Origin of the sequence: Streptomyces sp. NPDC096324 (genome assembly GCF_044763015.1) — a bacterium.
In the GTDB taxonomy this organism is placed as follows: domain Bacteria; phylum Actinomycetota; class Actinomycetes; order Streptomycetales; family Streptomycetaceae; genus Streptomyces.
In genome coordinates, this window is sequence record NZ_JBIWFK010000001.1 from 854,480 (window position 1) to 876,879 (window position 22,400).

Sequence of the window (22,400 nt, forward strand, 5' to 3'; positions counted from 1 at the left end):
GCTGGGTTTCAGGCCTCTCCGTGTCCGACGAGCGTGAAATGGATGACATGGCGGGACGTCCCGTCGAACCCCAGGGTCTTCTCAAGCTTCTGCTTGTCGTAGCCGCCCTGGTCGCAGCCGATCATGCCGAGCGCCGTCCGGGCCAGGTGGATGTTCTGGGAGATCCCGCCGGCTTCGATCAGCGCGAAGACGAGGCCGCTGTCACCGTATTTCTGGGAGTTGACATACAGGTTGTAGACGTACACGAGCGCGAAGGCGACCTTGTCGAACTCCACGTCCGTCGTCAGGACATGCTCTGCCAAGTCCACCGGCGCCAGGGGCCGATGGAACGGGTGCAGGGTGTGGCTGTGCGGCTGGTACTCGTACGCCCCGGGTGCCAGTCCCTTGACGTGCTGTACGAGAACGGCGAGCTGGATCGGGTACAGGCCTCCGCCGGACGGCGCGGTGCGCAGTGGCACCGCGGCATCGGCGACCGTGGGAGTCGGGACCGGCAGGCTGCCCGTGATGCCCTGCCCGTGCCAGAGCACGGTCGCCAACTCGTCGAGTGAGGCGGGGCGTCCGGAGAACTGCCGCCCACTGCGCCGGCCGGCGACGGTCGAGGTGAGCCCGCCCTTCAGCCGACGGTGCTCCGGCAGCGCGATCGCGTCCTTCTCCCGTTCCCGCAGACTGCTGTTCGCGCTGGAGAGGACCGCGTCATGGCCGTAGTAGCGCGAGACTCCGAGTTGCATGCCCAGATCGCGGCCGCTGCGGCGGTGGTTGAGGAGCAGTTCCTCGCCCACGAACCCGTGCACGCCCGGACTCCACCGGCCTCGCACCACGGCTTCCGGTGCTCGCACCACCGTTGTCGTGCTGTACACGGAGACCGACGTGTGCTGCTGGCCGAATGCCGCCACCGAGGCCAAGTGGCCCTGCTGGTCGAGGTATTCGGCGACGGCTTGCTGGGAGTCGTTGAGTGACATCCTCGCACCTTCCACTCAAGGATTGACGTTGACGACGACAAGGGCGGGCGCGAACACGAGGGGTCGCGCCCGGCCTGAGTGACTACCAGGTGCAGCAGGAGGAGCACGTGCAGTTGCCGCCACCACAGGTGGTGCTGGCGCCCGGGGCGACCTGCACGAACGCGTCACCGGTGGCGGTGCTGCCGACCTGGCTGGAGAAGCTCAGCATGTTCCTTCACATCCATTTCAGGTAAGGAGGCGGGGGAATCCCGTTTCTGACGAGTCGGGAGAGTAGCAGTCACAGTCCGGAATTGGGAATGAAATAATGAAGCGGAACCGGCTGCCGATTAATTAGTAATTAACTCGTCTTGACAGGGTCTTGGATTTTATTCCACGATGCCTTCGGACGGTTGGCTGAGAGCCTTTTCTGCCTGAACAGAGGCGAAGATGCTCAACCTGTTACAGCGGTGCGCCGGTCGCTGTCCGAGGTGAGGGAAACCGATGGCCTCGATCCACGCCGGAGCAGCGTTCGCGCCGGCTGCCCGAGGAGGCGAGAAGGGGTCGCTTCGACTGGGCGAGGTGTCTGGTGTTCAGGGTCTCCGCGGCAGCCTCGGGCGTCGCTGTCGGCATGCCGGCCGCCGTCTCGTCGCCGACCGGGCACCGCGTGGAACGCTGACCGGCCAAGAAGTACCGGTCCACGTATGCGGGACATGTATGGGTGCCGAATTCTCTCACCGACTTGTCCGACGTCACGATCCACTCAGAGGAGTCGTCTGGTATGCGGAGCCCGGCACGCGACCGTCCGGCGCAATCTGTTCGACCGCCTGATGAGAACGCTCCGGCATGGCGTTCGGCGCCGCGCGCCGTTCAATGATCACCAGGCGTTCTCCTCGCACCGTGCCGCAAAGCCGCCTGATTCCCCCGTGGCGCGGAGAGAGTTTTCCGAAATGTTTATGCATATGGCTGGGCCGGCCGGACTCCATGACAGGGGCCGGGGCCGGGGTTCCTCATCGACGTCGGCGACGGCTCGGCTTCCTCATGTGCGCGCACTCGTCATGTGCGCGCACTCACTATGCGCGTGCACTCGGCAGAGCATGCCGCGACAGGTCACGCGCACCCAGGACAGGCGTCCTCGCGCCACGGGTTCGTGCCCACGGCCGGTTCCGGGCCCGGAACCGTCATGAGCCGGACCGGACGCCGAAGAGGACGCACGAGCACGCCTTGGTTCGAACTCAGTCCCGTCCGGGGCGAAACCGTGCTCCGTGTCCACACCTTCCACCCACGCACCGCGACCAGAACTGTCTGAACCACATCAGGACAACCCCCCACCCCTTGACCATCGACAAGGGCACCCTCAACGGATGGACCGCGCATGTTGCAGCACACCCACGTTCGTCACTACGCGACCGCTCTCGCCGCAGGAGCACTTCTCCTGTCCGCTGCCCAGGCATCAGCAGCGGCTGTCAGCGGCGGAAACGTGTCGATCACCTGGCAGATCCCCAATGCGCCGGCCTCAGGGCTGACCGACATCACCTTCCCGATGACCGTCGCCCCGGCCACCGCTCACCGTGACGGTATCTACTTCGCTCAGCAGTACAGCTTCCAGCGCAACGTCGCCGGTTACACCGGTCTGCAGCCCCGCCCGAGCATTGGCGGGAAGGAAAGGCTCCACGGCGTGTTCTCTGTCTTCGGCCCGGGTGCGTCCACGCGCGACCCGAACTGTTACGGCGGAGCCGACGGCGGCGCCGGCGTGAGCTGCGCCGCGGACTTCGACGGTGTGTACGGTCACCGGTACGACCTCACGGTGGCCCGCACCGGAACCGACACCTGGACCGGGACCGCGACGGACACCGTGACGAACCAGTCGGTCCACATCGGGACGTACACGGTTCCCCAGGGCAGCGGCAATCTGCAGGGGTGGCAGGGCGGCTTCGTCGAGTACTACCTGGGCGTGCCCAGTTGTTCCGCGATACCGCGGTCCGACGCGGTCTTCGGTGCCCCGACGAGCACCAACGCGGGCGGCCTCCGCGGCACGAGCCGGGCTAACTACGAATACGGAAGCTGCGTAGGTCAGTCGAACTACCACTCGGAACAGGTCGGTGACGGCACACACGTCACCCGCGGCTACTCCAGGGGTGCCGGAGCCGCCCCTGCCCCTCGGACGCCGTCTCACTGAGAGGGCACCTGAACCAGCAGCGGCGGTCCCGTCGTCGTACGGGACCGCGAAGCGGCGCCTGTCAGCAAGCGACCTGCGAACACAAGGGAGTTGAGGGTCTCACCGGACCTCTGACGACACCCTCGACTCCCTCGTGGGCCCCGTGACCACGCCCGAACCGGCCCGACCGCGGAAAGGCAGAGGGAGTATCCACCTTCTGCCTTTCCGCAAGGGGACCGTGCGTGGCGGAGCACATCAGCCAGGTTCCTGACCGGTGATGTGGCGCCGGCCGGGGCCGGGCCTGCTCCGGCACCGGTGACCGTGCCGGAGTTCGCGGTCCGGCACTGCCTGGCGCGGCATGGGGCCCTGGCCCACACCGTCAACGCCGCCCTGGACCGTCTCAGCACCGCGATTGATACGAACCCGGTTGTCGAATGCGGAGAAGACGGGCAAGGGGGCTGGTGATCCCCAAAAGGTCGCGCGATATTGGATGCTTACCGCAGTGGAACCGGATAAACGTCACATGGACGCATTTTCGCCTCAGAGATATGCGGATCCGTGGTGCCTCCGAACCGTGGTGGGTAATTTTCCTAATTAATATCAAGGCATTCCTAGTTCGAATGCGTGAATTGCGCTCGCGTAAATTCCGGGTACCCGCTATGGTTCAGCGGCAGTAAGCGAAACACGGGAAAATCAATGAGGAAATGCGAAGGTGGTGTAAAGATGAAGCTGCGGCACATAGCGGTACCGGTGGGCTTCACCGCGGTGGCCATGCTGGCGGCGTCGGCGTGCGGAGCCCAGGGCGTGACGACTGCGGCCAGGGCCGCGGACAAGGCCGACTTGGCGGCGCTGACACGGGCGGCGAACAAGACGGAGAACCTCGGCTCCGCTCAGGTGACGATGAGCACGGAAACGGGGGCGGGCCGGGTCACCATGGACGGCACCTACTCCTGGGGCAACGGGCTGGCCTTCGACGTCAAGGTGGACGCCAGGTCCGTCCAGATGCAGGCGCTCACGAAGTCCGCGAAGATCCGGATGCTCGTCGTGGGCGGTGACTACTACTACGACATCGACCCCCAGCCGTCCGGATCGCTCAAGGGCAAGGAATGGGCGAAGATCGATGGCTCGGCGGTGAACGGAGGCCCGGGGTTCGGCGGGGGCAGCGGAAGCCCGCTGGCCTACATCAAGAGCCTGAAGATCTCCGGCAGTGTCGTGGACCTCGGCAAGGAGACCGTCAACGGGCAGAGCACCACTCACTACCGGGCGTCCATCGACCCCAGCGGCGCCAACGGCTCGATGACCACGGACATCTGGGTGAACGCGCAGGACCTGCCGGTTCGCATCAAGCAGGTGTCGGCCTCCGCGACCGCCACCACGGACTACAGGTCGTTCGGTGCGACGGCCTCGATCCAGGCCCCGCCCGCCGCGGAGACCGGTAGCCTCACCAGGGAGGTGAAGAGGCTCCAACAGCAACGACAGGGCTGAGCCCGGACTCTGCGGTGCCCCGCCCTCGCCCTCCCGAAGGATGGGGCACCGTACCCGCTCGGTGGTTGCACGAGAGTCAGGTTCACCTCCCGCCGAAGTCTCGGGCGGGCCGGGCTGACACCCCCGTGACGTTCTTCCGCGGATGTCGAAACGCCTGCCGGCAGGGCGAGGATGTACTGTCCGGATCAGTCCAGGACTCCGGCTGGGGTCCTGGCTTTGTCGCGTTCGACGCCGAGTTGACCTTTGCCGGCGTCAACCTTCCCCACGATTGCTCGGGCAGCACGGTGATCGTGGCGGTGTTCCCGCCTCGACGGGTGCGAAGCTGTGGTCGGCCCGTTCTTCTCCGGACTCCGTACCGATGCCCAGGAGCAGCGACCCTGCTGGCGCCGTCGGTTCCGCCGCTTCCACGAGCGAACCAGTGACCCCGTGATGCCCCGCCCTGCCGGGTGAGGTCGGCGCCGGTTCGGCCGGGCCTCGGCATCCTCACGGAGCCGAGCGTTCGCCCGGCTTCACTGTCCTCGACCGCCGAGATCGGCGCTCGGCGACCACGGAGTCGGCGACGTCCGGTACCCCAAGTCGCGCGTCCACGTGCACACCTCGCGTCGCGGCTCCGTGCGCCCGTCGACGACGAAGGCCCAAGGCATCGCGTGAACCGGCACGCGCGTAGGGCCGCATCAACTCGGTGTACGGCAATTCCGTCGCCGAGCCGATTCTTCGTACTGTCGACGACGGGATCGACGCCGACCGCTGGGCGCCGGGTAAATACCCGGGCGGATGCCGCCGGCCTTTTTGAGGCCCTGACAGTCGAAGGCCACCGCGCAGATATCCGGGCTTGGGCCACCTCACCCCGCTGACCCTGCTGCGGCGTGAGCTTGGACAGTCCTTTGCCACACAAGCATCGAGTGCGCCCGGTGGCACGGGGGAATTCAAGCCGCCTGGTGTCCCGATAACCAGGGTGCATTGCGAGCCCGACACCCCTTTGACGTGTTTCCGAAGACGGGTCGATGTATTACTAATTAATTGACGGGGTCATGACATTGCCCTTAACGTTCGATCAAGCCGGGATGACGAACCGTCATCTCGGCCCCACCCCCATCGCTTCTCCGCGCTCCCGCATGCCCTATCGCGTGGCGAGCGCGGCCTGACCGCCGCGACCCGGCGGTCAACCCCCCTAAGGAGCTCATCCATGCGCATGACCAAGGCGTTCGGAATCGCCGTGGCTCTCGCCCTGTCCTGTGTGACCACCGCGACCACCGCCACGGCGGTGACCACCGCCACGGAAGCGACCTCCGTCGCCCACAGGCCCCTCAACCACGGCCTGGGCCTCGATCTCGCCGCGCTCAAGGCACACCACCATGCCGCGAAGTTCTCCACCAAGGCCGGCCTGAACGCCACCGCTCCGTTCACCCGGAACGGCGTCGCGCCGGCCAGCGCGGACCTGACCCAGTACGCGCTTCCGGCCGGCAACCAGGGTCCGGTCGGCTCCTGCGTGGCCTGGGCGACCGGGTACAGCGGCTACGGCATCCTGATGAACGAGCAGGGCATCGGAGGCTCCCCGATGGCCCCGATGTTCATCTACTCGCAGATCGCCCGGGGTAATGACCAGGGCACCTTCGCGGGCGTGGCCCTGCCGATGGAGCAGCGACAGGGCATCGACACCAAGTCCCACTACTGGCAGGGCGACTTCGACTACACCACTCAGCCGGACGCCGGCGAGCGTGCCAACGCGGGGCGCTACAAGCTCTCGGGGTTCACCGACCTGCCTGTCAGCGGTTCGGCCGCGCGGTCGGCCATCAAGGACGCGATATCCCGCGGCATGCCGGTCCCGATCGGCTTTGCGGTGCACCAGAGCTTCGACTACCTCAACTCCGCGACGGCTGGTAACTACAGCTACCTGCCCGGTAACTCCGCCAGCGACCCCGTCGTCGGCGGCCACGAGGTGACCATCGTGGCCTACAACGACAGGGGTGTGAAGATCGAGAACAGCTGGGGGAGCCGTTGGGGTGCCGGTGGCTACTTCACCGTGCCGTGGAGCTTCTTCGACACCGGCGACGTCGATGAGGTCCACGCCATGGGCAAGCTCGTCCAGAGCTGACACAGCCGTCCGCCCGGTGGGTAAACCCCGCTCCCACCGGGCGGGCTTCATCAGGTGCGTGGGTTCACCTGCTGGTCGGCCCACGATGGAGAGGCAGTTGTCGGAGTGTCGGTCTCCGTCGTTCACAAGGGTCCGTCAGCTTGCTGACGGACCCTTTGCGGCTCTGGCCGGTCCAACCCGGTGGCCGCCGGGGTGAGGTCGGGACACGGCGAGGCCCCAGAGACCACCCGGCACCACATCGGGAAGGAGCCGTGGGCTCCGCCGTGGCCCCGGTCCAGCCGGGGCCGTGTGTGTACCCGGGGCCGGCACACACACGGTCACGGCGGGCGCGAGGCTCAGCCGGAGCCGAGCTGTGCGCCGACTGCGGCCAGTGCCGTGGTCACCGGCTGGAAGAACGTGGTGCCGCCCGTCCGGCAGTTCCCGCTGCCCCCCGAGGTCAGCCCGATCGCACTGCCGTCCCGGGAGAACATGGAGCCTCCGCTGTCACCCGGCTCCGCGCAGACCGTGGTCCGGATGAGCCCGGTGACCGAGCCTTCGGGGTAGTTGACCGTGGCGTTGAGCGCGGTGACCCTGCCGCTGTGGAGCCCTGTGGTGCTGCCCATGCGGAACACCGTCTGTCCCACGGTCGCGTTGGCCGCCCTGACGATCTGCACGGTCCTGCCTCCACCGAGGTTGACCGTGCTGGGAGCCGCGGTGTTGCGGTTGTTGTAGGTCACGAGGGAGAAGTCTCCCCTGCCCGGGAAGAGCGCGGCCTGGACGGTGGCTATGGGCGCGCGGCCCGGCCTGTCGGACCAGTTGCGGTTGCCGACGGCGCAGTGGCCGGCGGTGAGGAAGGCCGGGGCGCCGTTCTTGACGACGTTGAAGCCGAGTGAACAGCGCGACCTCTGGGCGAAGATGGCATCCCCGCCCGCGACGAGTGGCGCGAACCGGCCTGCCGACTTCTCGATGCGCGCCGTGCCGGCACCCAGTGATGTGACCGCGGCCTTCAGCCTGTCCCACTTGGCACCGGTGACGGTGTTGTCCACGGTGACCAGGATTTGGTTCGTGACGGGGTCGGCGGCCCAGGAGGTGCCAGGGATGGTGGCCTTCTGCTTCAGCGTCCCGGCGGCAGCGGCCAGTTCGGCCGCGCTGTTGTTCACCAGGCGCGGACGGGCGCCCGCCTGCCGGACCAGATCGGCCGCATCGTTGTTCCCTGCCATGACGTTCACCACGAGCTGTTGCGTGGACGCGTCGTAGTAGGTACCCGTGATCGCATCCCCGAACCGCGAGGTGAGCCTGGAAGCCAGTGCTCCGGCCGCTCCCGCGCTGAGGGGCTTCGCGGAGAGTGTCTGGGCCGACGACGAAGGGGGTTGCGACGCGTTGGCGTCGGGCAGCAGGACGGCCGCTGCCGCCAGTGCCCCCACGCCTGCCGTGGCCAGCATGAGGTTCCGTTTCGATACGCGTTTGTGCTGCAACTCATAACCTCCTGTGGGGCGCCGGTCGATGTGCCCGGCGGGTGAGGGCAATTGATGTCTTGTATGAGATACGCAGCACAATGTTGGCGTGTTCACGCTTATTTTCCGAATATTCGACCCTTGATGGCCGTTCCGAATCGGGTGCGGGCTCATGGCGCCCGCCCGCCATGTATCGAGCCTGGCATCAATAATTAGTAATAAAGAGCTCCGGCATATTCGTTTCAGTGACCGGCGACTTGAGGCCTTTTCCTGGCAACGTGCCTGCTCGGGAGATGTGCCCGAACGTCACCCAGTACTTCGTCCGCGCCGACTGTGATGCCGCTGTCGGTGCGGGTCGGCTGATCCCGAACTGACGGGCCATTCCTTTCTGTGTTACCCACGCGTTCGCGGTGAAGCAACATCATGCAGGCCCGCGCGACCAGGCGAACAGAACCTCTTTTGCAATCGTTCTGGACAATCGTGCCGGTGGGCGTATCTTGAGTGAAACGGCGCCTCGCCGCCGTCGGAGCTTCATCTCGCCCAGCGGGCAGAGCATTTCACTCATCCGCGCAAGCGCCGTGCCGCGTCGACCCCAGACGATCTCTGCTGTCCGTGGCGAACTTCCCTTTGCCCGCGCCTGATCGCCCGGAGGCCGTCATGGCCGAATTCGACGTACCACGGCACGCCCCTTACTGAGCGGTGCCGCTCGCGGATGCGCCACCGTCCAACGCGGCGGCGGCCTGCGCCGGTTGGAAAGGGCCGGTCATCCGGCCTCTGGTTCGCGACGGGATGGTCCCCCGTTCTCATCCGGGGCACAAAGAGCCCCGCCGCCCGAACGCACGTGAAGTGAGATCCCCAATGCGTCGACCCGTCATGTCCGTGGCCACATCCATGATCGCCCTCTCACTCGTCAGTTGCGGGCCGCTGGACGCACCGGTGAACTCCAGGGACGCGAGGCCTACGAAGGGCAGTGACATCACCGTGGGCCTGCTGATGCCGGAGACAACGAACACGCGGTACGTGAACTTCGACTACCCCATCATCAGACGCAAGGTCGCCGAGCTCACCGAGAAGCAGGGGAGGGTCGAGTACGCCAACGCGGCGGCGAGCTCGAGCAGGCAGGCCCAGCAGATGCAGCAGATGATCGACAACAGCGTCGACGTCATCCTGCTCGACGCGGTCGACTCGCACGCCGTCGCGGGCATGGTGAGGAAGGCCAGGCAGGCGGGCATCCCGGTCATCGCGTACGACCGGCTCGCGGAGGGCCCGATCGACGCGTACGTCTCGTTCGACAACGAGTTGGTCGGCGAGGTGCAGGGGCGCACCCTCCTGGAGGCACTGGGACCCGGTGTCGACACCGCGGACAAGGTTGTCATGATCAACGGCTCGCCGACCGACCCGAACAGCCGGCAGTTCAAGCAGGGAGCCCTGTCCGAGCTGAGCGGTGTGGTGACGATCGCGAAGTCGTACGAAACCAAGGACTGGAGCCCCGAGCGAGCCCGGGTCCATATGACCGAGGCGCTCAACGCGCTCGGCAGGGACAACATCGCTGCCGTCTACTCCGCCAACGACGCGATGGCGGGCGGCATCGTGAAGGCGTTCAAGGCCGCCGGCGTCACCACAATGCCACCGATCACCGGCCAGGACGCGGACCTCGACGCGGTGCAGCGGATCGTCGCCGGTGAGCAGTACATGACTGTCTACAAGCCCTACGCCGGTGAGGCCGAGGCCGCCGCAGAGATGGCCGTCACCAGGGTCCAGGGCCACGACATCGAGTTCGACGCCCTCACCCGGGATCACGTCGACAGCCCGACGGACAAGGGAATCCCGGCTCAGCTGGTCGGCGTGTCCGCTCTGACAAAGCGGAGCATCAAGGACACGGTCGTCGCGGACGGCATTTACACGGTCTCCGACATCTGTACCGCCAGGTACGAGAAGGCTTGTGCCGCGATCAGGCTTGACTGAACTCCGTGTCGACCTTGCGGCGGCGTCCGGTTCCTGAGCGGACAGGCGAACGTGCTCGGTGCTCCTTGGACGGGGATGAATCTACGAACCGTCGTGGCTCGTGGCCGTGTTCATGTCCTCGCGGCTGGTGTCGAGCTTCTTGAGGACCCGGGCGACGTGGTGCTCGGCCGTGCGGACGGACAGGGACAGGGCCTGGGCGATGCTCTTGTTCGTGGCGCCCGCGGCGAGGAGTTCGGCGACCTGCTGTTCGCGGGGTGACAGGTCGGTGCCGTGGCTGTGCCTGCCTCGGGGGAGGGGGCGCTGCTGGCCGATGTCACGCAGGGCGCGTTGGCAGCGGGCGGTGTCGGTGACGGCCCCGAGGTCGATGAACGTGTCCAGGGCCGACTGCAGTTGACGTACGGCCTCGGCGGGATCGGTCTCCAGCAGGACCTGACCGATACGCTCGGTCGTCCGCGCGGCTGTGTAGGGGCGGGGGATCGCGGCGTACCGGAGTCGGGCATGGGACATGAGCCCCACGGCTTCGTCGGTGTCGGTGCTCAGCAGGCCCCGGCAGAGCAGGATGTCGGCTTCCATTCCGGGAGCGTCGAAGCCCGCGATGCCCGCCTCGGCTTCTTCGACCAACTCCTCGGCTTCCGTGCGATGGCCGGCGCCCAGAGCCGCCTCCACAGCGGCGGGGACCAGGTCACAGGCCCAGACCCAGATGTTTTTGTGCCGCAGTGCTTCCACCGCGGGCTGCACGGTCCGCCATGCTCCGGCGTGGTCGCCCTCGACCAGATCGAGTCGTACGAGTGCGGCGCTGCTCCGCAGAAAACCACTTGTCAACTCGTCGGCCTGACAGATCTCGAGGGCGTGCCGGGCGTTGGACCATCGTCCCCGCGCGGTGTCCATTTGCGCCCTCAGCCGGATCAGGTGCCTTCGGAAGGTTGATTCGACGGCGTTGTGAATCATGGTGTCGATCTTGTCGGCCAAGCCGTTCCAGCGGCCTTGCGCGTAGTCGAGATGGAGCCGGTACACCGCGCACCACTGCGTGACGAGCTGGTAGTTGAGCTGTGCGGCCAGTGCCTCGGCCTCGCTGAGCAGAGCGGAGGCCCGGTCGTCACGGCCACGCTGGAAGGAGGTTTCCCCGGCGTTGTAGACCGCGCGGCAGCGCTGGCGCAGCAGGTCGAGATCGCCGCTGTCGCCCCGTAGCTGCTCAAGCAACTGGGCCTCGGATGCGGGGTCTCCGATGAGTCCCATCAGGCAGATCCGGCTGGCCGTCACGTTCGCCCACGCCGACGGGTCGCCTGCCCGGTCCGCCAGTTCGACGGCGCGCTCCATGTCCGCGAGGTCCTGTGTCCGGGTCCGGCCGAGCCACTCACCCATGCTCACCGCGGCCAGGGCGACGGCGGCCTGGGCAGGTTGTTCCGCCTCCAGCTCGCGAACCGCCGTCTCCATCTGGGTCGGCCCGTCAGGGTCGTCCCGATTGGCCAGCGCCCGGCTGAGGTTGAGCCGGATCTCCCCGCGCACCGCGGTCGGCAGACCCACCTCCGCGACGATCCGGCGCAGCATGGCGATGCTGGCGACCGGGTCTGCGCGGCGCGTGGCGATCCCGCCGAGTTCCACCGCGGCCCACGTGCGGGTATCCGCGGGCAGAGCCGCTTCGCGCAAGAGCTGTTGGAGCAGATCGGCGGCGATGCCGTCATCGCCTACCGCGATGGCGTGCTCGGCCGCGGCCTTGGCGCGCGGTATCCACGCCACCGGGTCACCCAATCGACGTGCGTGGTAGGCGATCTGGACGAGCGGCGGTGCCTCCGAACCGCTCAGTACCTCGATCGCCTGCCGGTGCAGACGTCTGCGTCGCGGGCCCAGAATGCGGGCGTACACCGCCTGCCGGGCCAGCGCATGGCGAAACGTGTACCGATCGGCCGCGACCTCTTGCAGAACACTTGAACTCAGTGCCGCCTCCAGCGCGTTCTCGGCCTGTTCCTGCTCCACGCCCGCCAGCCGGGTGAGCAATTCTTCCCCCGTAGGCACGGCGAGGACGGCCGCGGCCTGAACCACGGCCACCGCGGGGTGCGGGAGCGTGCGGACGCGGCTGTCGATCACCTCCTGCAGCGCGCGCGGCACACCGATGTCCTCCAGAACGGCCACCGACACGCCGGCACTGTCACCGGGCTTCGCCAGGCGGTCGGCCAGCACCCGCAGATCTTCCTCGGCCGCCAGCGGCAGGCCCGCGCTGCGTTCGTACAACTGCCGTCCCAGGCCCGCGGCAGTGGTCGGTCCGAGTACCCCGGCCGCCAGCTCGGTGACCTCCGACTCGTCGAGCGGGGACAGCGACAGATCGAAGCCGCCGACACCCACGGGACGGCGGTACGGGGCGCCCAGGACGTTACCGTCCTCGGGCAGGTCCTGCCGGCGATAGGTGAGCAGCAGACGCAGATTGGGCGGGGTGTTGCGGGCCAGCAGCAGGAGCAGGTCGCGGGTGGCGTCGTCGGCCCAGTGGACGTCCTCGATTGCCAGGACAAGGGGGCCGAGCGCGGAGAGCACCTCGTGGATGGCGTGGGTCAGCTGCGGGCGGCCCGGCTCGGCGGGATCACGGTTCGGGACGGGGAGCCAGGCCGAGAGCTCCGGCACATGCCCGGCCAGCCACGAGGAGGCCGGGCTGAGTGGTGGGGCATCGAGGCCGGTCGGGGGGCGGGCCTGGCGCAGGGCGTCGATGACCGGGCCGAACGGCAGCGGCTCACGCAGCGGATGGCACCACCCTCGAAGCACCGCGACGCCCGCGTTCCTGATCCGGCCCGCCGCTTCCTCGAGGAGCCGGGATTTGCCCACCCCCGCTTCCCCCTCGAGCAGCACTACCGCCGAAGCACGCTGCAGAGACTCCAGCAGAGCGGACAACTCCCCGGTCCGGCCGACGAAGGCGAACTCCGCGGGGCGACCGTGTTCTCGAACGCTTGTTGTCGCCGCCAAATCGAGTCACCTCATCCGGCGAATCCGCCTCCGACAAGAGCGGCGTCTCCGGCCACTGTGAAACGTCCTCAGTAGTGACGCTACCCGACCAGCGCCCACGACGACGAGTCGTGTCCGCGTGCCGACGGCGCGCGGACCTCACCCTTCGCACGTCTCGCGGTGCGCCGGGTTGTCTACCCATGCCCCTACCCATACCTCGGGCGGCCCCTACTGGTGTTGTTGCCGTCAAGCCCCTAATTCCCTCGGATCCAATACGGATAAACACCGAAAGTATCGGTGCATTCTGTGATGGAATATGCGACCTAAAACGCTGGATGTCTCGTTGCGTCTGCTTTGTCATGGAATGCAGAGCAGGGAATGTCGCCCGGCTTTCGAAACCACAGCGAGGACCAATGAAATCCGTGATGAACACCAGTCCCGACGCGCGCTCCAGCCGACCGGACGAGCGCCCCCGCTCCGTGTCGTGCCGGCTCTACCACCGCCCCGAATCCTCACGAATCGCCCGTCGTTTCACGCGGGCGACGCTCAGGGCGTGGGCTGTCGACGAGGTCACCGCCGACAAGGTGCTGCTCGTCGTCTCGGAACTCGTGACCAACGCCGTCGTGCACGCCCTGCCCCCCGTGACCCTCCGCCTCTCCCGGCCCAGTGCTCATGTCGTACGGGCCGAAGTCGCCGACGGCGGCCCGGCACGCGCACAAGAGTCCGGCAACGCCCATCGCGCACCCGAGGAACACGGCCGTGGCAGCGACATCGTCGTCTGCCTGTCCGTGGCGCACGGTTGTCGGGCCGACCACGGCACGGTTTCCCGCTGGGCCGACGTGGGCGCGGCATGAAACCCTCCGTGCCGATGACCGTCATCCGCGGCCTCCCGGGCCCGACCGGTGTTCGGCAGGTGCAGAACCGCCCACGAGAGGGGCCTGGGCCTGTCCACGTGCTTCGGCGCGCGATGCACTGCCCGGCTTCGCCGACTCCGCTGGTGATGCGCGCGTCCTGGTAAGGGGTCGGGTGGTCCCTTCAGGGCCCGGCTCGCCTCACCGCCAGATGGTCGCGCGGGCCGTGCGGCGACCTCGGCGACGGCGCGTTCGTCGGCATGATCTCGGGCCACCACGATGTCGCGCCTGCCTCACAGCGGGCGGAATCGCGGAGGCGGCGAATCCCACGTCTTGCGTCCCCTCATCACCGGATGACCGAGGCTGGTCGCCTTGAAGCGCGCCATGCCCTCGGCCGGCCGTCACGGAATTTCGTTGTCCGCGCCGGTCACGCCGTCGGTGGTCTGCGCCCAGATCGGTCCGGCGTTCATACCGCGACCGGGGCTCCGATGGCCGGGTGGTGCTGGTGGTCGAGCACCTCCACGTCGGAGTAGGCGTGGCCGAAGAGCGGGTCGGCCTGTCGCAGACGCAGATGGGGGAACTCGAACGGGGTGCGCGAGACTTGCTCGGTCACCTGCTCGACGTGGTTGTCGTAGATGTGGCAGCGTCAGCGAGCCCGGATCTGAACATGGTTGTCCGGCGCTTCGATCGGCTGCCGGAAAGTCGGTCGGCCGTGGTGTCGTTGCCGTCTCAGAAGTTCGTCAACAGCCCGGTGATGTCGGCTGCGGTGACGAACCGGTACTGCGCGATGTACGCGGAGAGGATCTGTATCTGCGGCCACCAGAGCCTGGCCGCGGCGCGGGCTCGCCGACATTGGTGTGGCCAGTTCCATGGCTGCGGATTTGGGCCTGTTGGGCCGTAGTCCAGGTGCGGCCAACCGTGAGTCCGCTGAGCGTCGGCGACGTCCCGAGCGTGTGCCTGGTCGTCGAGCCCACCCAGCTCGATGGCCCATTGCTCCCTCTCGGTGACCGGGCCTTGGACTTCAGCCCACAGCAATTCGGCCTGTACGCCGGCAGCAAGCATCCGCAGCGTGTCGTCGCTGGAACCGGCCCCGAGGTTCATTGCTTGGTTACGCCCGTGTGCCTGCGGCGCCCCGCATCGCTCGCACGGCGAAGAAAAGAAGACCTCCACCGGGGTGGCTGGGAGCCCGGAGTAGACGGCTGCCACCGCATGCCCCGCCTCATGGACCGCGGCACTCGCCAGCAGTTCGCCTTGTGACCGGCCGCGTAGGCCCTTGAGGCAGCATTCGATGCTTGGCGCCGGGACGCTGGCGTACCCCCAGAGGGCGGAGCCGCCCGTTGAGACATCGATGAAGTAGCGGTGACCTTCCTCGGCAGTGGGCATGGCCGTCCTTCCATGGTGCTGTCGTCTTCTTGGCGCTGGACTCGGGTGTGCCGGGTCAGGTCGGCGAGGCTGTCGAGGGGCTGTGCCCCGGGGCTCACTCATGGCCCATGAGGATGATCGTCCGGTGAAACCTCACGGAGTACACCGGCCGCACACGCCCGCGAGCACGTAGTGGGTACCGTGCCGACGGTCCGGGCGAGGACCTTCCATCGTGTCCGGCCGATACCGGTGCGCGACGGAGGGCGTGGTCGCTTCGGTGAAGGCTGTCCCGGGGGAGCACCTGTGTGTGGTGCAGGGGTCTCCGTCCTGCGTCACCGGTGGGATGTCGGTGGTGGTGTGGTGGTCATTGGGGTCGTCGGGTTTGTGGCGGGATGTGCGGGCGGTCGGTGGTGCAGGGGCAGCCGGGGGTGCGGGGGTCGGTCGTGTCGCACGCGTAGGCCCGTTCGGCGAGGAGAACACGCATGGCGTGCTCGGCCACGTCCGCGTCCTGCTCCCGTACGGCCTCGACGATGGTTTTGAAGCGGAGCTGAACACTTTCGTCGCGTGGATGGATGCCGCAGGCCAGGTGGCCGTGCTGGGCCACCCCGATGGTGATCACCGTGACCATGCGTTCCAGGACCTCGTTGTGGGTGGCGACGAGCAGTGCCCGGTGAAACGCCTGATGGGTCCTGGAGGTCTGCTCCGGTCCGGCGTCCTCGCCCAGGGCGCTCAGCACGCTCTGCAGCGCGGACATGTCCGCGTCGGTACGCCGCAGCGCGGCCAGCCGTGCCGCCGCCGGAGCCACGATCCCGCGGAGCTCACCGAGACTGCGCAGCAGCGTCACATCAACGGCACTACGGCGCCGACCCGTGAACTGCCAGTGCAGCACATCGGCATCCAGCAGATTCCAGTCGGACCGCGGCCGCACGAACGTCCCCCGCCGCTGACGGGCATCCACCATCCCCTTCGCCGCGAGCACCTTCAACGACTCCCGCAACGTCGTCAGACTCACACCCAGTTCGTGCCGCAACGCCGCGATGTCCAGCGTCGCCCCCTCCGGAAGCTGACCACTGAGCACCCGGTGAGCCAGTACCTCCACCGTCCGGCCGTGCACTCCACGGCGCGCATATGACTGCACGTTGCATGCCCTTTCTCACCCGCCACCCGACGCCACCACAAACCCCCGAACAACGACACCCCGGCAACACCCCCACCACACGGCCAGGCATGCACTGAAGAACATCGCCGCCCAAGGAGTCCGAAACCTCGGAATCCCATCCGTCTCGCTGTCGTGTCGGAAACCAGATGGTGTCTCCCGCTCCGCATTCCATGAGAGATCAGTTGCAACGCGAGATCCAGATATTTAGGACTTATATTTAATTACGGAATGTACCGATGCTTTCGGTGTCTATCGGTACTCGGGCTGAGAGAACCAGTAGGGCCTACCCGCGTCATGGGTAGAGGCATGGGTAGAGCGCCCCGAGCGGTACGAGAGTCGCGAGGGGCAGGGGCGCGCACCATCGGGACGCGGACGCAGCTCGTTGTCACGGGGACCGGTGCGCGACGGGGACTTTGGGGTCCTGAAGGCTCGGAAGGCACTGCTCTCCGTGGGCGACGGCGTCCACCGCGCCATGCTCGGCATCGCCCGCCTGCACAAGCTCACCCTCGCCGGATGGCGAAGAGGATTGAGGGCCACCCAGCACTTCGGAGATCGTTTACTGGCAAGTCTCAGCCGAGCCTGTGTCATGTGCGTGGTCCGGATTCCCGACGGGGCTGCCTTCGGCGCCGCGGCGCGTGCCGAGAGCGGAGCCGGGCCTTGAGCCGTTCCGGGTTCGGTAGAGACTCGGTTCCATGTAAGGGTTGAGTCGTGGCACGTCCCTCTTCCTGTCCTCTTGAGCTGCGCAAGCGAGCGGTCCGTATGGTCGCCGAGGTCCGCGGTGACTACCCGAATCAATCGGCTGCGCTGAAGGCGGTCGCACAGAAGCTGGGTATCGGTTCGGCCGAGACGTTGCGGAACTGGGTGAAGCAGGACGAGGTCGACTCCGGTCGGCTGCCGGGCACGACCACCGAGGAGTCCGCCCAGCTCAAGGCGTTGAAGAAGGAGAACGCCGAGTTGAAGCGGGCGAACGACATCTTGAAGGCTGCGGCCTTAGATTCAACCGGTCAAGGCAACACTCTCGGCTGGGGTTCGGAATCCCAGACACTTGCGCGGACGGTTGTTGAGCTTCGTCGCGATGGCGTCAAGGTCGTCCTGGCTGAACGTCGACAGATTTGTGCCTTTGGGCAGGTACTGCCGGAGCAGCTTGTTGGTGTTCTCGTTGGTGCCACGTTGCCAGGGGCTGCGCGGGGCTGCGAAGAACACGTCGACACCGGTGTCGACGGTGAGCCGCTTATGAGCTGCCAGTTCCATGCCGCGATCCCAGGTCAGCGTGCTGCGTAGTCGGGGGTCCATGCGCGCGTAGGTCTCGGCCAGAGCGGGAACGACCACGGTGGTGTGGCGGCTGGCGAGTTTCACGACCGTGAGAAACCGTGACTTCCGGTCGACCAGCGTGGCGACCTGGCTGTTGTTCGAGCCGATCACCAGATCGCCTTCCAGGTGCCCGAACTCGCTGCGGTCCTCTGCCGCTTGGGGCCTCTCCTCGATCGGTCGGGCATCGGTGATCTGTGAGCGCCACTGTCCCTTCACCGTGTGGCGCTTGTTCTTCCGGATCGGACGGCCGGTTCGCAGGCGCTTGCACAGCTCGCGAGGGACCACCTTCCATCGGGTGGTGTAGACGGATCGGTAGATCGTCTCGTGACTGATCTCCATCGCCGGGTCGTCACCGTGATATCGACGCAGGTGGCCGACGATCTGTTCCGGCGACCACTCCTCCTTCAGCAGGGTCAGCACCGTCTGCCTCAGTGCGGGCTTGCGGGCGAGCAGGCACTGCTTCGGGCGCCGGGCGCGGTCAAGTGCCCGTTCCTGCGCAGCGATCGCCCGGTAGACATCGCGTCCGCCGTTGTTGCCGACTTCACGGCTGATCGTCGACACCGCACGCCCCAGCAGGCCGGCGATGGCTCGGTAGGACTCTCCGGCATAAAGCCCGCGCGAGATCTCCTCCCGCTCGCCCAAGGTCAAGCTTCCGACGCGCGCTTTGCGGGGTGCGGGAGCGATCCCTCCGTGATGCTTGAGGACAGTGAACACTGAGCCGGGCGGCTTGCCGATCTGCCGTGAGATGACGCTGATCGACTCCCCGGCCCTCCACCGCCGCCACAAGTCGGCCTTCATCTCGCCCGGCATCCCCGGCCGACCCATTCTCGCCACGTAAACCGTCCTCAACCAGCACTGTTGCTCTGACCGGTTGAATCTAAGACGCCTTCTTCGCGAAGGAGAGCGACCGGTGAGCACGATCTGCCGGTTCATCCACGCGGAGAAGGCGAACTACCCCGTCACGCTGCTGTGCAAGGCGATGAAGACCGCCCGGTCCACGTACTACGCGTGGGTCGCCGGAGCCGAGGCCCGTGAAGCGCGGCGAAGGGCGGATACGGTCCTGGCGCACGAGATCACGGTGATCCACCTCGCCTCTCGGCAGAACTACGGTGTCCCGCGCGTCGCCGCCGAGCTGCGTCGCCAAGGCCAGTTGGTCAACCGCAAAAGGGTGGAGCGGGTCATGCGGGAGCACGGCATTGCCGGGAACAGCCGGCGCGCCGGCCGCCGCAGCCTGACCAAGGCCGACACAGCGGCGGCACCATCGCCGGACCTGATCGGACGGGACTTCACCGCCAGCCCCCCCGGCACGAAGGCCGTCGGGGACATCACTTACATCCCGACCGCCGAGGGTGGCTCTACCTCGCCTCGTGGCTGGACCTGGCCACCCGGGAAGTGATCGGCTACTCGATGGCCGACCATCACCGCGCCGAACTTGTCGTCGACGCGCTCGACATGGCCGCCGCGCTGGGCCGTCCGAAGCCCGGCTGCGTGATCCACAGCGACCGCGGAGCGGAATACACCTCTAAACAACTCCGCTCCAGAATAGGCGAGTTGGGGCACCGGCAGAGCATGGGGAGAACCGGGAGCTGTTTCGACAATGCCGCTGCGGAGAGTTCTGGGCCGTATTGAAGGAAGAGATCGGCACCCGCTTCTGGCCCGACCGGACCACCGCCCGGCATGTACCGGCTGACGGGAAAGGGGGCTGGCGTCGACCGGGCGAGTATCCGTGGGGGCTGGCGTCGACCGGGTGAGTATCCGTGGCAGGAAAAAGCGTGTTCTCATTAATTATTCATTAAACCTTGATTGATTGTCAGGGTCCTGTCATGGTCTGGCCAGCCTCATCGAAGTACCCCTGTCCGTTTCCCTCCATCCAGAGGTTGGCGATGCACCCGATCACTCACCCTGCAACGTCGTCGGCACGCCGGAGCCGCCGTCGCACACTCACCAAGGCGGCCACCGCGGCAGCCCTCTCCCTCACCGCTGTCCTCGGCACGGCCACCTCAGCCGGCGCAGCCGTCCCTCCGGACGACCTGAACAAGCTGTACGCGGCTTCCCTCACGCCCTACATGGGATGGAACACCTGGTACGGCCGCGGCGTGGCCATCAACCAGTCCGTCATCAGGGCCGAGGCCGACGCGCTGGTCAACTCGGGACTGGCCGCCGCGGGCTTCAAGACCGTTTGGCTCGACGACGGCTGGTGGAGCGGCTCCCGGGACGCCAGCGGCAAGATCACCGTCAGCTCCACCCAATGGCCCACCGGCATGAACGGTCTGGCTGACTACATCCACAGCAAGGGCCTCAAGGTCGGCATCTACACCGACGCCGGATACAACGGCTGCGGCGGCGCCAACAAGGGCAGCGCGGGCCACGTCCAGCAGGACATCAACACCTTCGCCGCGTGGGGATACGACGCCGTCAAGATCGACCACTGCGGCGGGAACATCACGGGCCTCAACGACGCCGACACGTACGCCACCTACCGTCATGCCATCCTCAACAACTCCAGCGCCAGGCCGATGGTCTTCAACATCTGCGCCTGGGGGTACCAGGCGTACCAGCCCGTCAACAGCAACGCTTGGCGGACGGACTTCGACATCGCGGTGGGCAGCTCGGATGGCTCGTACGTCCCCGGATCCGGTGCGTACACGTACGCCAAGGTGCTGCGGAACCTCGACACCAACTCAAGGACCCCCACCTCCGCCGGCCCGGGTCACTGGAACGACCCCGACTACCTGCTGACGGGCCACAACCTCGACGGGCTGCCCACCTCATCCACGGACGCCGCCTCCAGGTCCCAATTCAGCATGTGGGCGATGATGGCCGCGCCTCTGATCATCGGCACCCGCGCGACCACGCTGTCCCCGGCCTCGCTCGCCACTCTGACGAACGCCGAGGTCATCGCGGTCGACCAGGACGCCCGGGGATCCCAGGGCGTGAAGATCGCCGACGACCTGGCAGGCGGGCAGGTGTGGTCCAAGCGGCTGACCGGCTCCGGTACTCGGGCCATCGCCCTGTTCAACCGTAGTGGCACAGGACGGAACATCACGGCCAGCTTCTCCGCCGCCGGCCTCAGGGGCACCATCGGCCTGCGGGACCTGTGGACCCACACCAACCTCAGCTCTGTCACCACGGGCAGCTACACCGCGTACGTACCGCCGTACGCCACCGTCGTCCTCAAGGCGACCGGAACAGAGGCCTCCTGACCCACGCGGTCGGCGAAGTCCCCGCGAGGCGGAATCGGTGCGTGCTTGAAGTCGGGGATCGGACGGCAGCCTGCGCGTGCCCACGAAGAAGAACGATGGCACGCGCAGGCTCCTTCCCGTGTGCGACGACGCGTCCGCACGACGGCGATACCGGAGGGCGACGACGGCGCGGATGTCCCAACGGATGCGGAAGCGTTGGCCGACGGCCGTACGGTGCACTCGACGAGGCCGCGCCGGCCGCCTGGGGACTCAACAGGCATGAACCCGGTGCCGTTCTCGACAGCCGAAGCGCGGAGAAGACCCCGATGGACGGGGCCTTCTCCGCGCTTCGGCTCTTACCCTAAGGATGCAAGGGGAAGGTGTAGTTCTCGAGCACGCTCAGGTAACCGCGTTGGCCGGCCGCGTTCGGGTGGTACGACTTATTCGTATCCCCGAGTTCGACGTCGTTCAGCCAGGGGTCGTCGGAGCAGATCCTGTGCAGGCTGGCGACCGACGAGTACCAGCCGAGTGAGAAGCTGTGCCTTCTGACCTGATCCCGGATCACGTTATCCATGTCGAGGACCGCCTGGTTGATCTTTCGGCGACTTTCATCGCTGAGGCCGAGGCAACTGATGTTTCCCGTCTCGTAAAACCCGGGGTAGTCGAGCACGACCACCCTGGCGGACGGGGCCTTCGCCCTTATCGCCGTGTAGACCCTGTCGAGCTTGCCAGGCATGGTCGAGGCGATGTAGGCCTGCGCGGTGGAGACCCTGGACTGGCAGACGCTCCGGATACTGAGGACACAGGTCCTCATGACGTCGGCGAAACCTGCGTCATTGCCGCCGATGGTGATGGTGACGAGGGAGGTGCTGGAGTTGAGCGAGCCGAGCTGCTTGGCGAGGACGTCGTCCGTCGTGGCGCCCGAACAGGCGTTGAAGGCGAACGAGGACGACGGGTGCGCCGCGTTGTACAGGTAGGGGTAGGCGTTGGTGCTGCGCTGGCAGCTGCCGCTGGAAGGAATGTAGTTGCCGGCGCCCACTCCGGAGGAGTAGGAATCGCCGAGCGCCACATAGCCACCGGTCGCCGCCGCGGTTGCCGGCGTGGCGGCCCCGGTGAGTGTGGTGGCGCCGGCAAGGAGTGCCGAGGCCACGTACGCGGTAATTCGGAATTTTTTCATGGCGCCCTTCTGCGCAGATTCTCTTGCGGCGCCGTTTTATCAACTTCGCGCCATCACGGGAAGTCGCCACGTTAATTTCGTAAATACCCACGAAGTCGGGGCAGTTCGCCGCGCACCTTTTGAACACCGGCTCGCGAATCGGTCTATGACGGATTGTCGGTTGCTCGAAGGGGGTTGCGATCCGCTTTGGGTCGCTATGAGTTCGAAATGCGGCCATGAGTGAATCTTTTGAGTTCCGTTGGTGCATCAGGTTGTACGCGAGGGGGAAATGAGGTTCTCTGCTGACAGAGGACTCCGGCGAGGCCGAGCAGGGCCAGATTCAGAAGCGGGTGCGGACGAACGTCGAGCATGTCTTTGCC

Annotated in this window: 17 protein-coding genes and 1 pseudogene; 9 read left to right on the forward strand and 9 right to left on the reverse strand. The window is 66.8% G+C overall.

All coding sequences use genetic code 11. The features are described 5' to 3' along the window. Window positions 1-8: 8 nt before the first annotated feature. Window positions 9-959 (reverse strand): SagB/ThcOx family dehydrogenase, encoded by a 951-nt coding sequence (locus ACIQ7M_RS03465; RefSeq protein ID WP_403639168.1) that lies wholly within the window; start codon window positions 957-959, stop codon window positions 9-11. An 82-nt stretch (window positions 960-1,041) separates the two neighbouring features. Beyond that, complete coding sequence (locus ACIQ7M_RS03470; RefSeq protein WP_403639170.1) at window positions 1,042-1,167, reverse strand: hypothetical protein; 126 nt, start codon at window positions 1,165-1,167, stop codon at window positions 1,042-1,044. Window positions 1,168-2,310: 1,143 nt separating this feature from the next. Here ACIQ7M_RS03470 and ACIQ7M_RS03475 point away from each other — a divergent pair. From ACIQ7M_RS03475 to ACIQ7M_RS03485, 3 genes are all read left to right on the forward strand, one after another. Beyond that, the gene (locus ACIQ7M_RS03475) at window positions 2,311-3,114 is read left to right on the forward strand and encodes a DUF3472 domain-containing protein (RefSeq protein WP_403639172.1); all 804 of its coding nucleotides are present in this window, start codon (window positions 2,311-2,313) and stop codon (window positions 3,112-3,114) included. Window positions 3,115-3,816: 702 nt separating this feature from the next. Then, the gene (locus ACIQ7M_RS03480; protein ID WP_403639174.1) at window positions 3,817-4,578 is read left to right on the forward strand and encodes a hypothetical protein; all 762 of its coding nucleotides are present in this window, start codon (window positions 3,817-3,819) and stop codon (window positions 4,576-4,578) included. 1,186 nt (window positions 4,579-5,764) lie between these two features. Next, complete coding sequence (locus ACIQ7M_RS03485; RefSeq protein WP_403639176.1) at window positions 5,765-6,673, forward strand: C1 family peptidase; 909 nt, start codon at window positions 5,765-5,767, stop codon at window positions 6,671-6,673. A 335-nt stretch (window positions 6,674-7,008) separates the two neighbouring features. Here the strand turns inward: ACIQ7M_RS03485 and ACIQ7M_RS03490 are convergent, their stop codons facing one another. Further along, complete coding sequence (locus ACIQ7M_RS03490; protein WP_403639178.1) at window positions 7,009-8,094, reverse strand: S1 family peptidase; 1,086 nt, start codon at window positions 8,092-8,094, stop codon at window positions 7,009-7,011. Between the two features lie 870 nt (window positions 8,095-8,964). On the opposite strand from ACIQ7M_RS03490, the gene ACIQ7M_RS03495 reads away from it, so the two are divergent. Then, window positions 8,965-10,071: a sugar ABC transporter substrate-binding protein gene (locus ACIQ7M_RS03495; RefSeq protein ID WP_403639180.1), complete on the forward strand. Its 1,107-nt coding sequence runs from the start codon at window positions 8,965-8,967 to the stop codon at window positions 10,069-10,071. 81 nt (window positions 10,072-10,152) lie between these two features. Here ACIQ7M_RS03495 and ACIQ7M_RS03500 read toward each other — a convergent pair whose 3' ends face one another. Beyond that, the gene (locus ACIQ7M_RS03500; RefSeq protein ID WP_403639182.1) at window positions 10,153-13,020 is read right to left on the reverse strand and encodes an ATP-binding protein; all 2,868 of its coding nucleotides are present in this window, start codon (window positions 13,018-13,020) and stop codon (window positions 10,153-10,155) included. 404 nt (window positions 13,021-13,424) lie between these two features. Between ACIQ7M_RS03500 and ACIQ7M_RS03505 the strand changes: the two genes are divergently transcribed. Further along, a complete protein-coding gene (locus tag ACIQ7M_RS03505) occupies window positions 13,425-13,853 on the forward strand; it encodes an ATP-binding protein (RefSeq protein ID WP_403639184.1) in 429 nt (142 codons plus the stop codon). Between the two features lie 463 nt (window positions 13,854-14,316). On the opposite strand, the gene ACIQ7M_RS03510 is transcribed toward ACIQ7M_RS03505, so the two are convergent. The 3 genes from ACIQ7M_RS03510 to ACIQ7M_RS03520 form a co-directional block, all read right to left on the reverse strand. Continuing rightward, window positions 14,317-14,463, reverse strand: coding sequence for a thymidylate synthase (locus ACIQ7M_RS03510; protein WP_403639186.1), 147 nt, complete (start codon window positions 14,461-14,463; stop codon window positions 14,317-14,319). A gap of 116 nt (window positions 14,464-14,579) precedes the next feature. Next, window positions 14,580-15,233, reverse strand: a complete 654-nt coding sequence (locus tag ACIQ7M_RS03515; RefSeq protein WP_403639188.1) for a hypothetical protein — start codon at window positions 15,231-15,233, stop codon at window positions 14,580-14,582. 343 nt (window positions 15,234-15,576) lie between these two features. Next, a complete protein-coding gene (locus tag ACIQ7M_RS03520) occupies window positions 15,577-16,350 on the reverse strand; it encodes a FadR/GntR family transcriptional regulator (protein WP_403639152.1) in 774 nt (257 codons plus the stop codon). A gap of 780 nt (window positions 16,351-17,130) precedes the next feature. Between ACIQ7M_RS03520 and ACIQ7M_RS03525 the strand changes: the two are divergent. Further along, window positions 17,131-17,361: pseudogene (locus tag ACIQ7M_RS03525) on the forward strand (transposase); the annotation flags it as partial. Window positions 17,362-17,367: 6 nt separating this feature from the next. Here ACIQ7M_RS03525 and ACIQ7M_RS03530 read toward each other — a convergent pair. Then, window positions 17,368-18,480, reverse strand: a complete 1,113-nt coding sequence (locus tag ACIQ7M_RS03530; RefSeq protein WP_403639190.1) for an IS30 family transposase — start codon at window positions 18,478-18,480, stop codon at window positions 17,368-17,370. Between the two features lie 112 nt (window positions 18,481-18,592). Between ACIQ7M_RS03530 and ACIQ7M_RS03535 the strand changes: the two genes are divergently transcribed. The 3 genes from ACIQ7M_RS03535 (at window position 18,593) to ACIQ7M_RS03545 (ending at window position 20,885) form a co-directional block, all read left to right on the forward strand. Further along, window positions 18,593-19,078, forward strand: a complete 486-nt coding sequence (locus ACIQ7M_RS03535; RefSeq protein WP_403639191.1) for an IS3 family transposase — start codon at window positions 18,593-18,595, stop codon at window positions 19,076-19,078. Further along, the gene (locus tag ACIQ7M_RS03540) at window positions 19,075-19,311 is read left to right on the forward strand and encodes a DDE-type integrase/transposase/recombinase (protein ID WP_403639192.1); all 237 of its coding nucleotides are present in this window, start codon (window positions 19,075-19,077) and stop codon (window positions 19,309-19,311) included. Before ACIQ7M_RS03535 ends, ACIQ7M_RS03540 begins: the two co-directional genes overlap by 4 nt. 254 nt (window positions 19,312-19,565) lie before the next feature. Further along, complete coding sequence (locus tag ACIQ7M_RS03545; RefSeq protein ID WP_403639193.1) at window positions 19,566-20,885, forward strand: glycoside hydrolase family 27 protein; 1,320 nt, start codon at window positions 19,566-19,568, stop codon at window positions 20,883-20,885. Between the two features lie 340 nt (window positions 20,886-21,225). Here ACIQ7M_RS03545 and ACIQ7M_RS03550 read toward each other — a convergent pair whose 3' ends face one another. Then, a complete protein-coding gene (locus tag ACIQ7M_RS03550; RefSeq protein WP_403639194.1) occupies window positions 21,226-22,041 on the reverse strand; it encodes an SGNH/GDSL hydrolase family protein in 816 nt (271 codons plus the stop codon). Window positions 22,042-22,400 lie beyond the last annotated feature (359 nt).

What these genes read in the sequence shown, in the direction of transcription:
- ACIQ7M_RS03465 (WP_403639168.1), bottom strand. Translation starts at nt 959, where the DNA reads ATGTCACTCAACGACTCCCAGCAAGCCGTCGCCGAATACCTCGACCAG.
- ACIQ7M_RS03470 (WP_403639170.1), bottom strand. Translation starts at nt 1,167, where the DNA reads ATGCTGAGCTTCTCCAGCCAGGTCGGCAGCACCGCCACCGGTGACGCG.
- ACIQ7M_RS03475 (WP_403639172.1), top strand. Translation starts at nt 2,311, where the DNA reads ATGTTGCAGCACACCCACGTTCGTCACTACGCGACCGCTCTCGCCGCA.
- ACIQ7M_RS03480 (WP_403639174.1), top strand. Translation starts at nt 3,817, where the DNA reads ATGAAGCTGCGGCACATAGCGGTACCGGTGGGCTTCACCGCGGTGGCC.
- ACIQ7M_RS03485 (WP_403639176.1), top strand. Translation starts at nt 5,765, where the DNA reads ATGCGCATGACCAAGGCGTTCGGAATCGCCGTGGCTCTCGCCCTGTCC.
- ACIQ7M_RS03490 (WP_403639178.1), bottom strand. Translation starts at nt 8,094, where the DNA reads ATGCTGGCCACGGCAGGCGTGGGGGCACTGGCGGCAGCGGCCGTCCTG.
- ACIQ7M_RS03495 (WP_403639180.1), top strand. Translation starts at nt 8,965, where the DNA reads ATGCGTCGACCCGTCATGTCCGTGGCCACATCCATGATCGCCCTCTCA.
- ACIQ7M_RS03505 (WP_403639184.1), top strand. Translation starts at nt 13,425, where the DNA reads ATGAACACCAGTCCCGACGCGCGCTCCAGCCGACCGGACGAGCGCCCC.
- ACIQ7M_RS03515 (WP_403639188.1), bottom strand. Translation starts at nt 15,233, where the DNA reads ATGCCCACTGCCGAGGAAGGTCACCGCTACTTCATCGATGTCTCAACG.
- ACIQ7M_RS03530 (WP_403639190.1), bottom strand. Translation starts at nt 18,480, where the DNA reads ATGAAGGCCGACTTGTGGCGGCGGTGGAGGGCCGGGGAGTCGATCAGC.
- ACIQ7M_RS03545 (WP_403639193.1), top strand. Translation starts at nt 19,566, where the DNA reads ATGCACCCGATCACTCACCCTGCAACGTCGTCGGCACGCCGGAGCCGC.
- ACIQ7M_RS03550 (WP_403639194.1), bottom strand. Translation starts at nt 22,041, where the DNA reads ATGAAAAAATTCCGAATTACCGCGTACGTGGCCTCGGCACTCCTTGCC.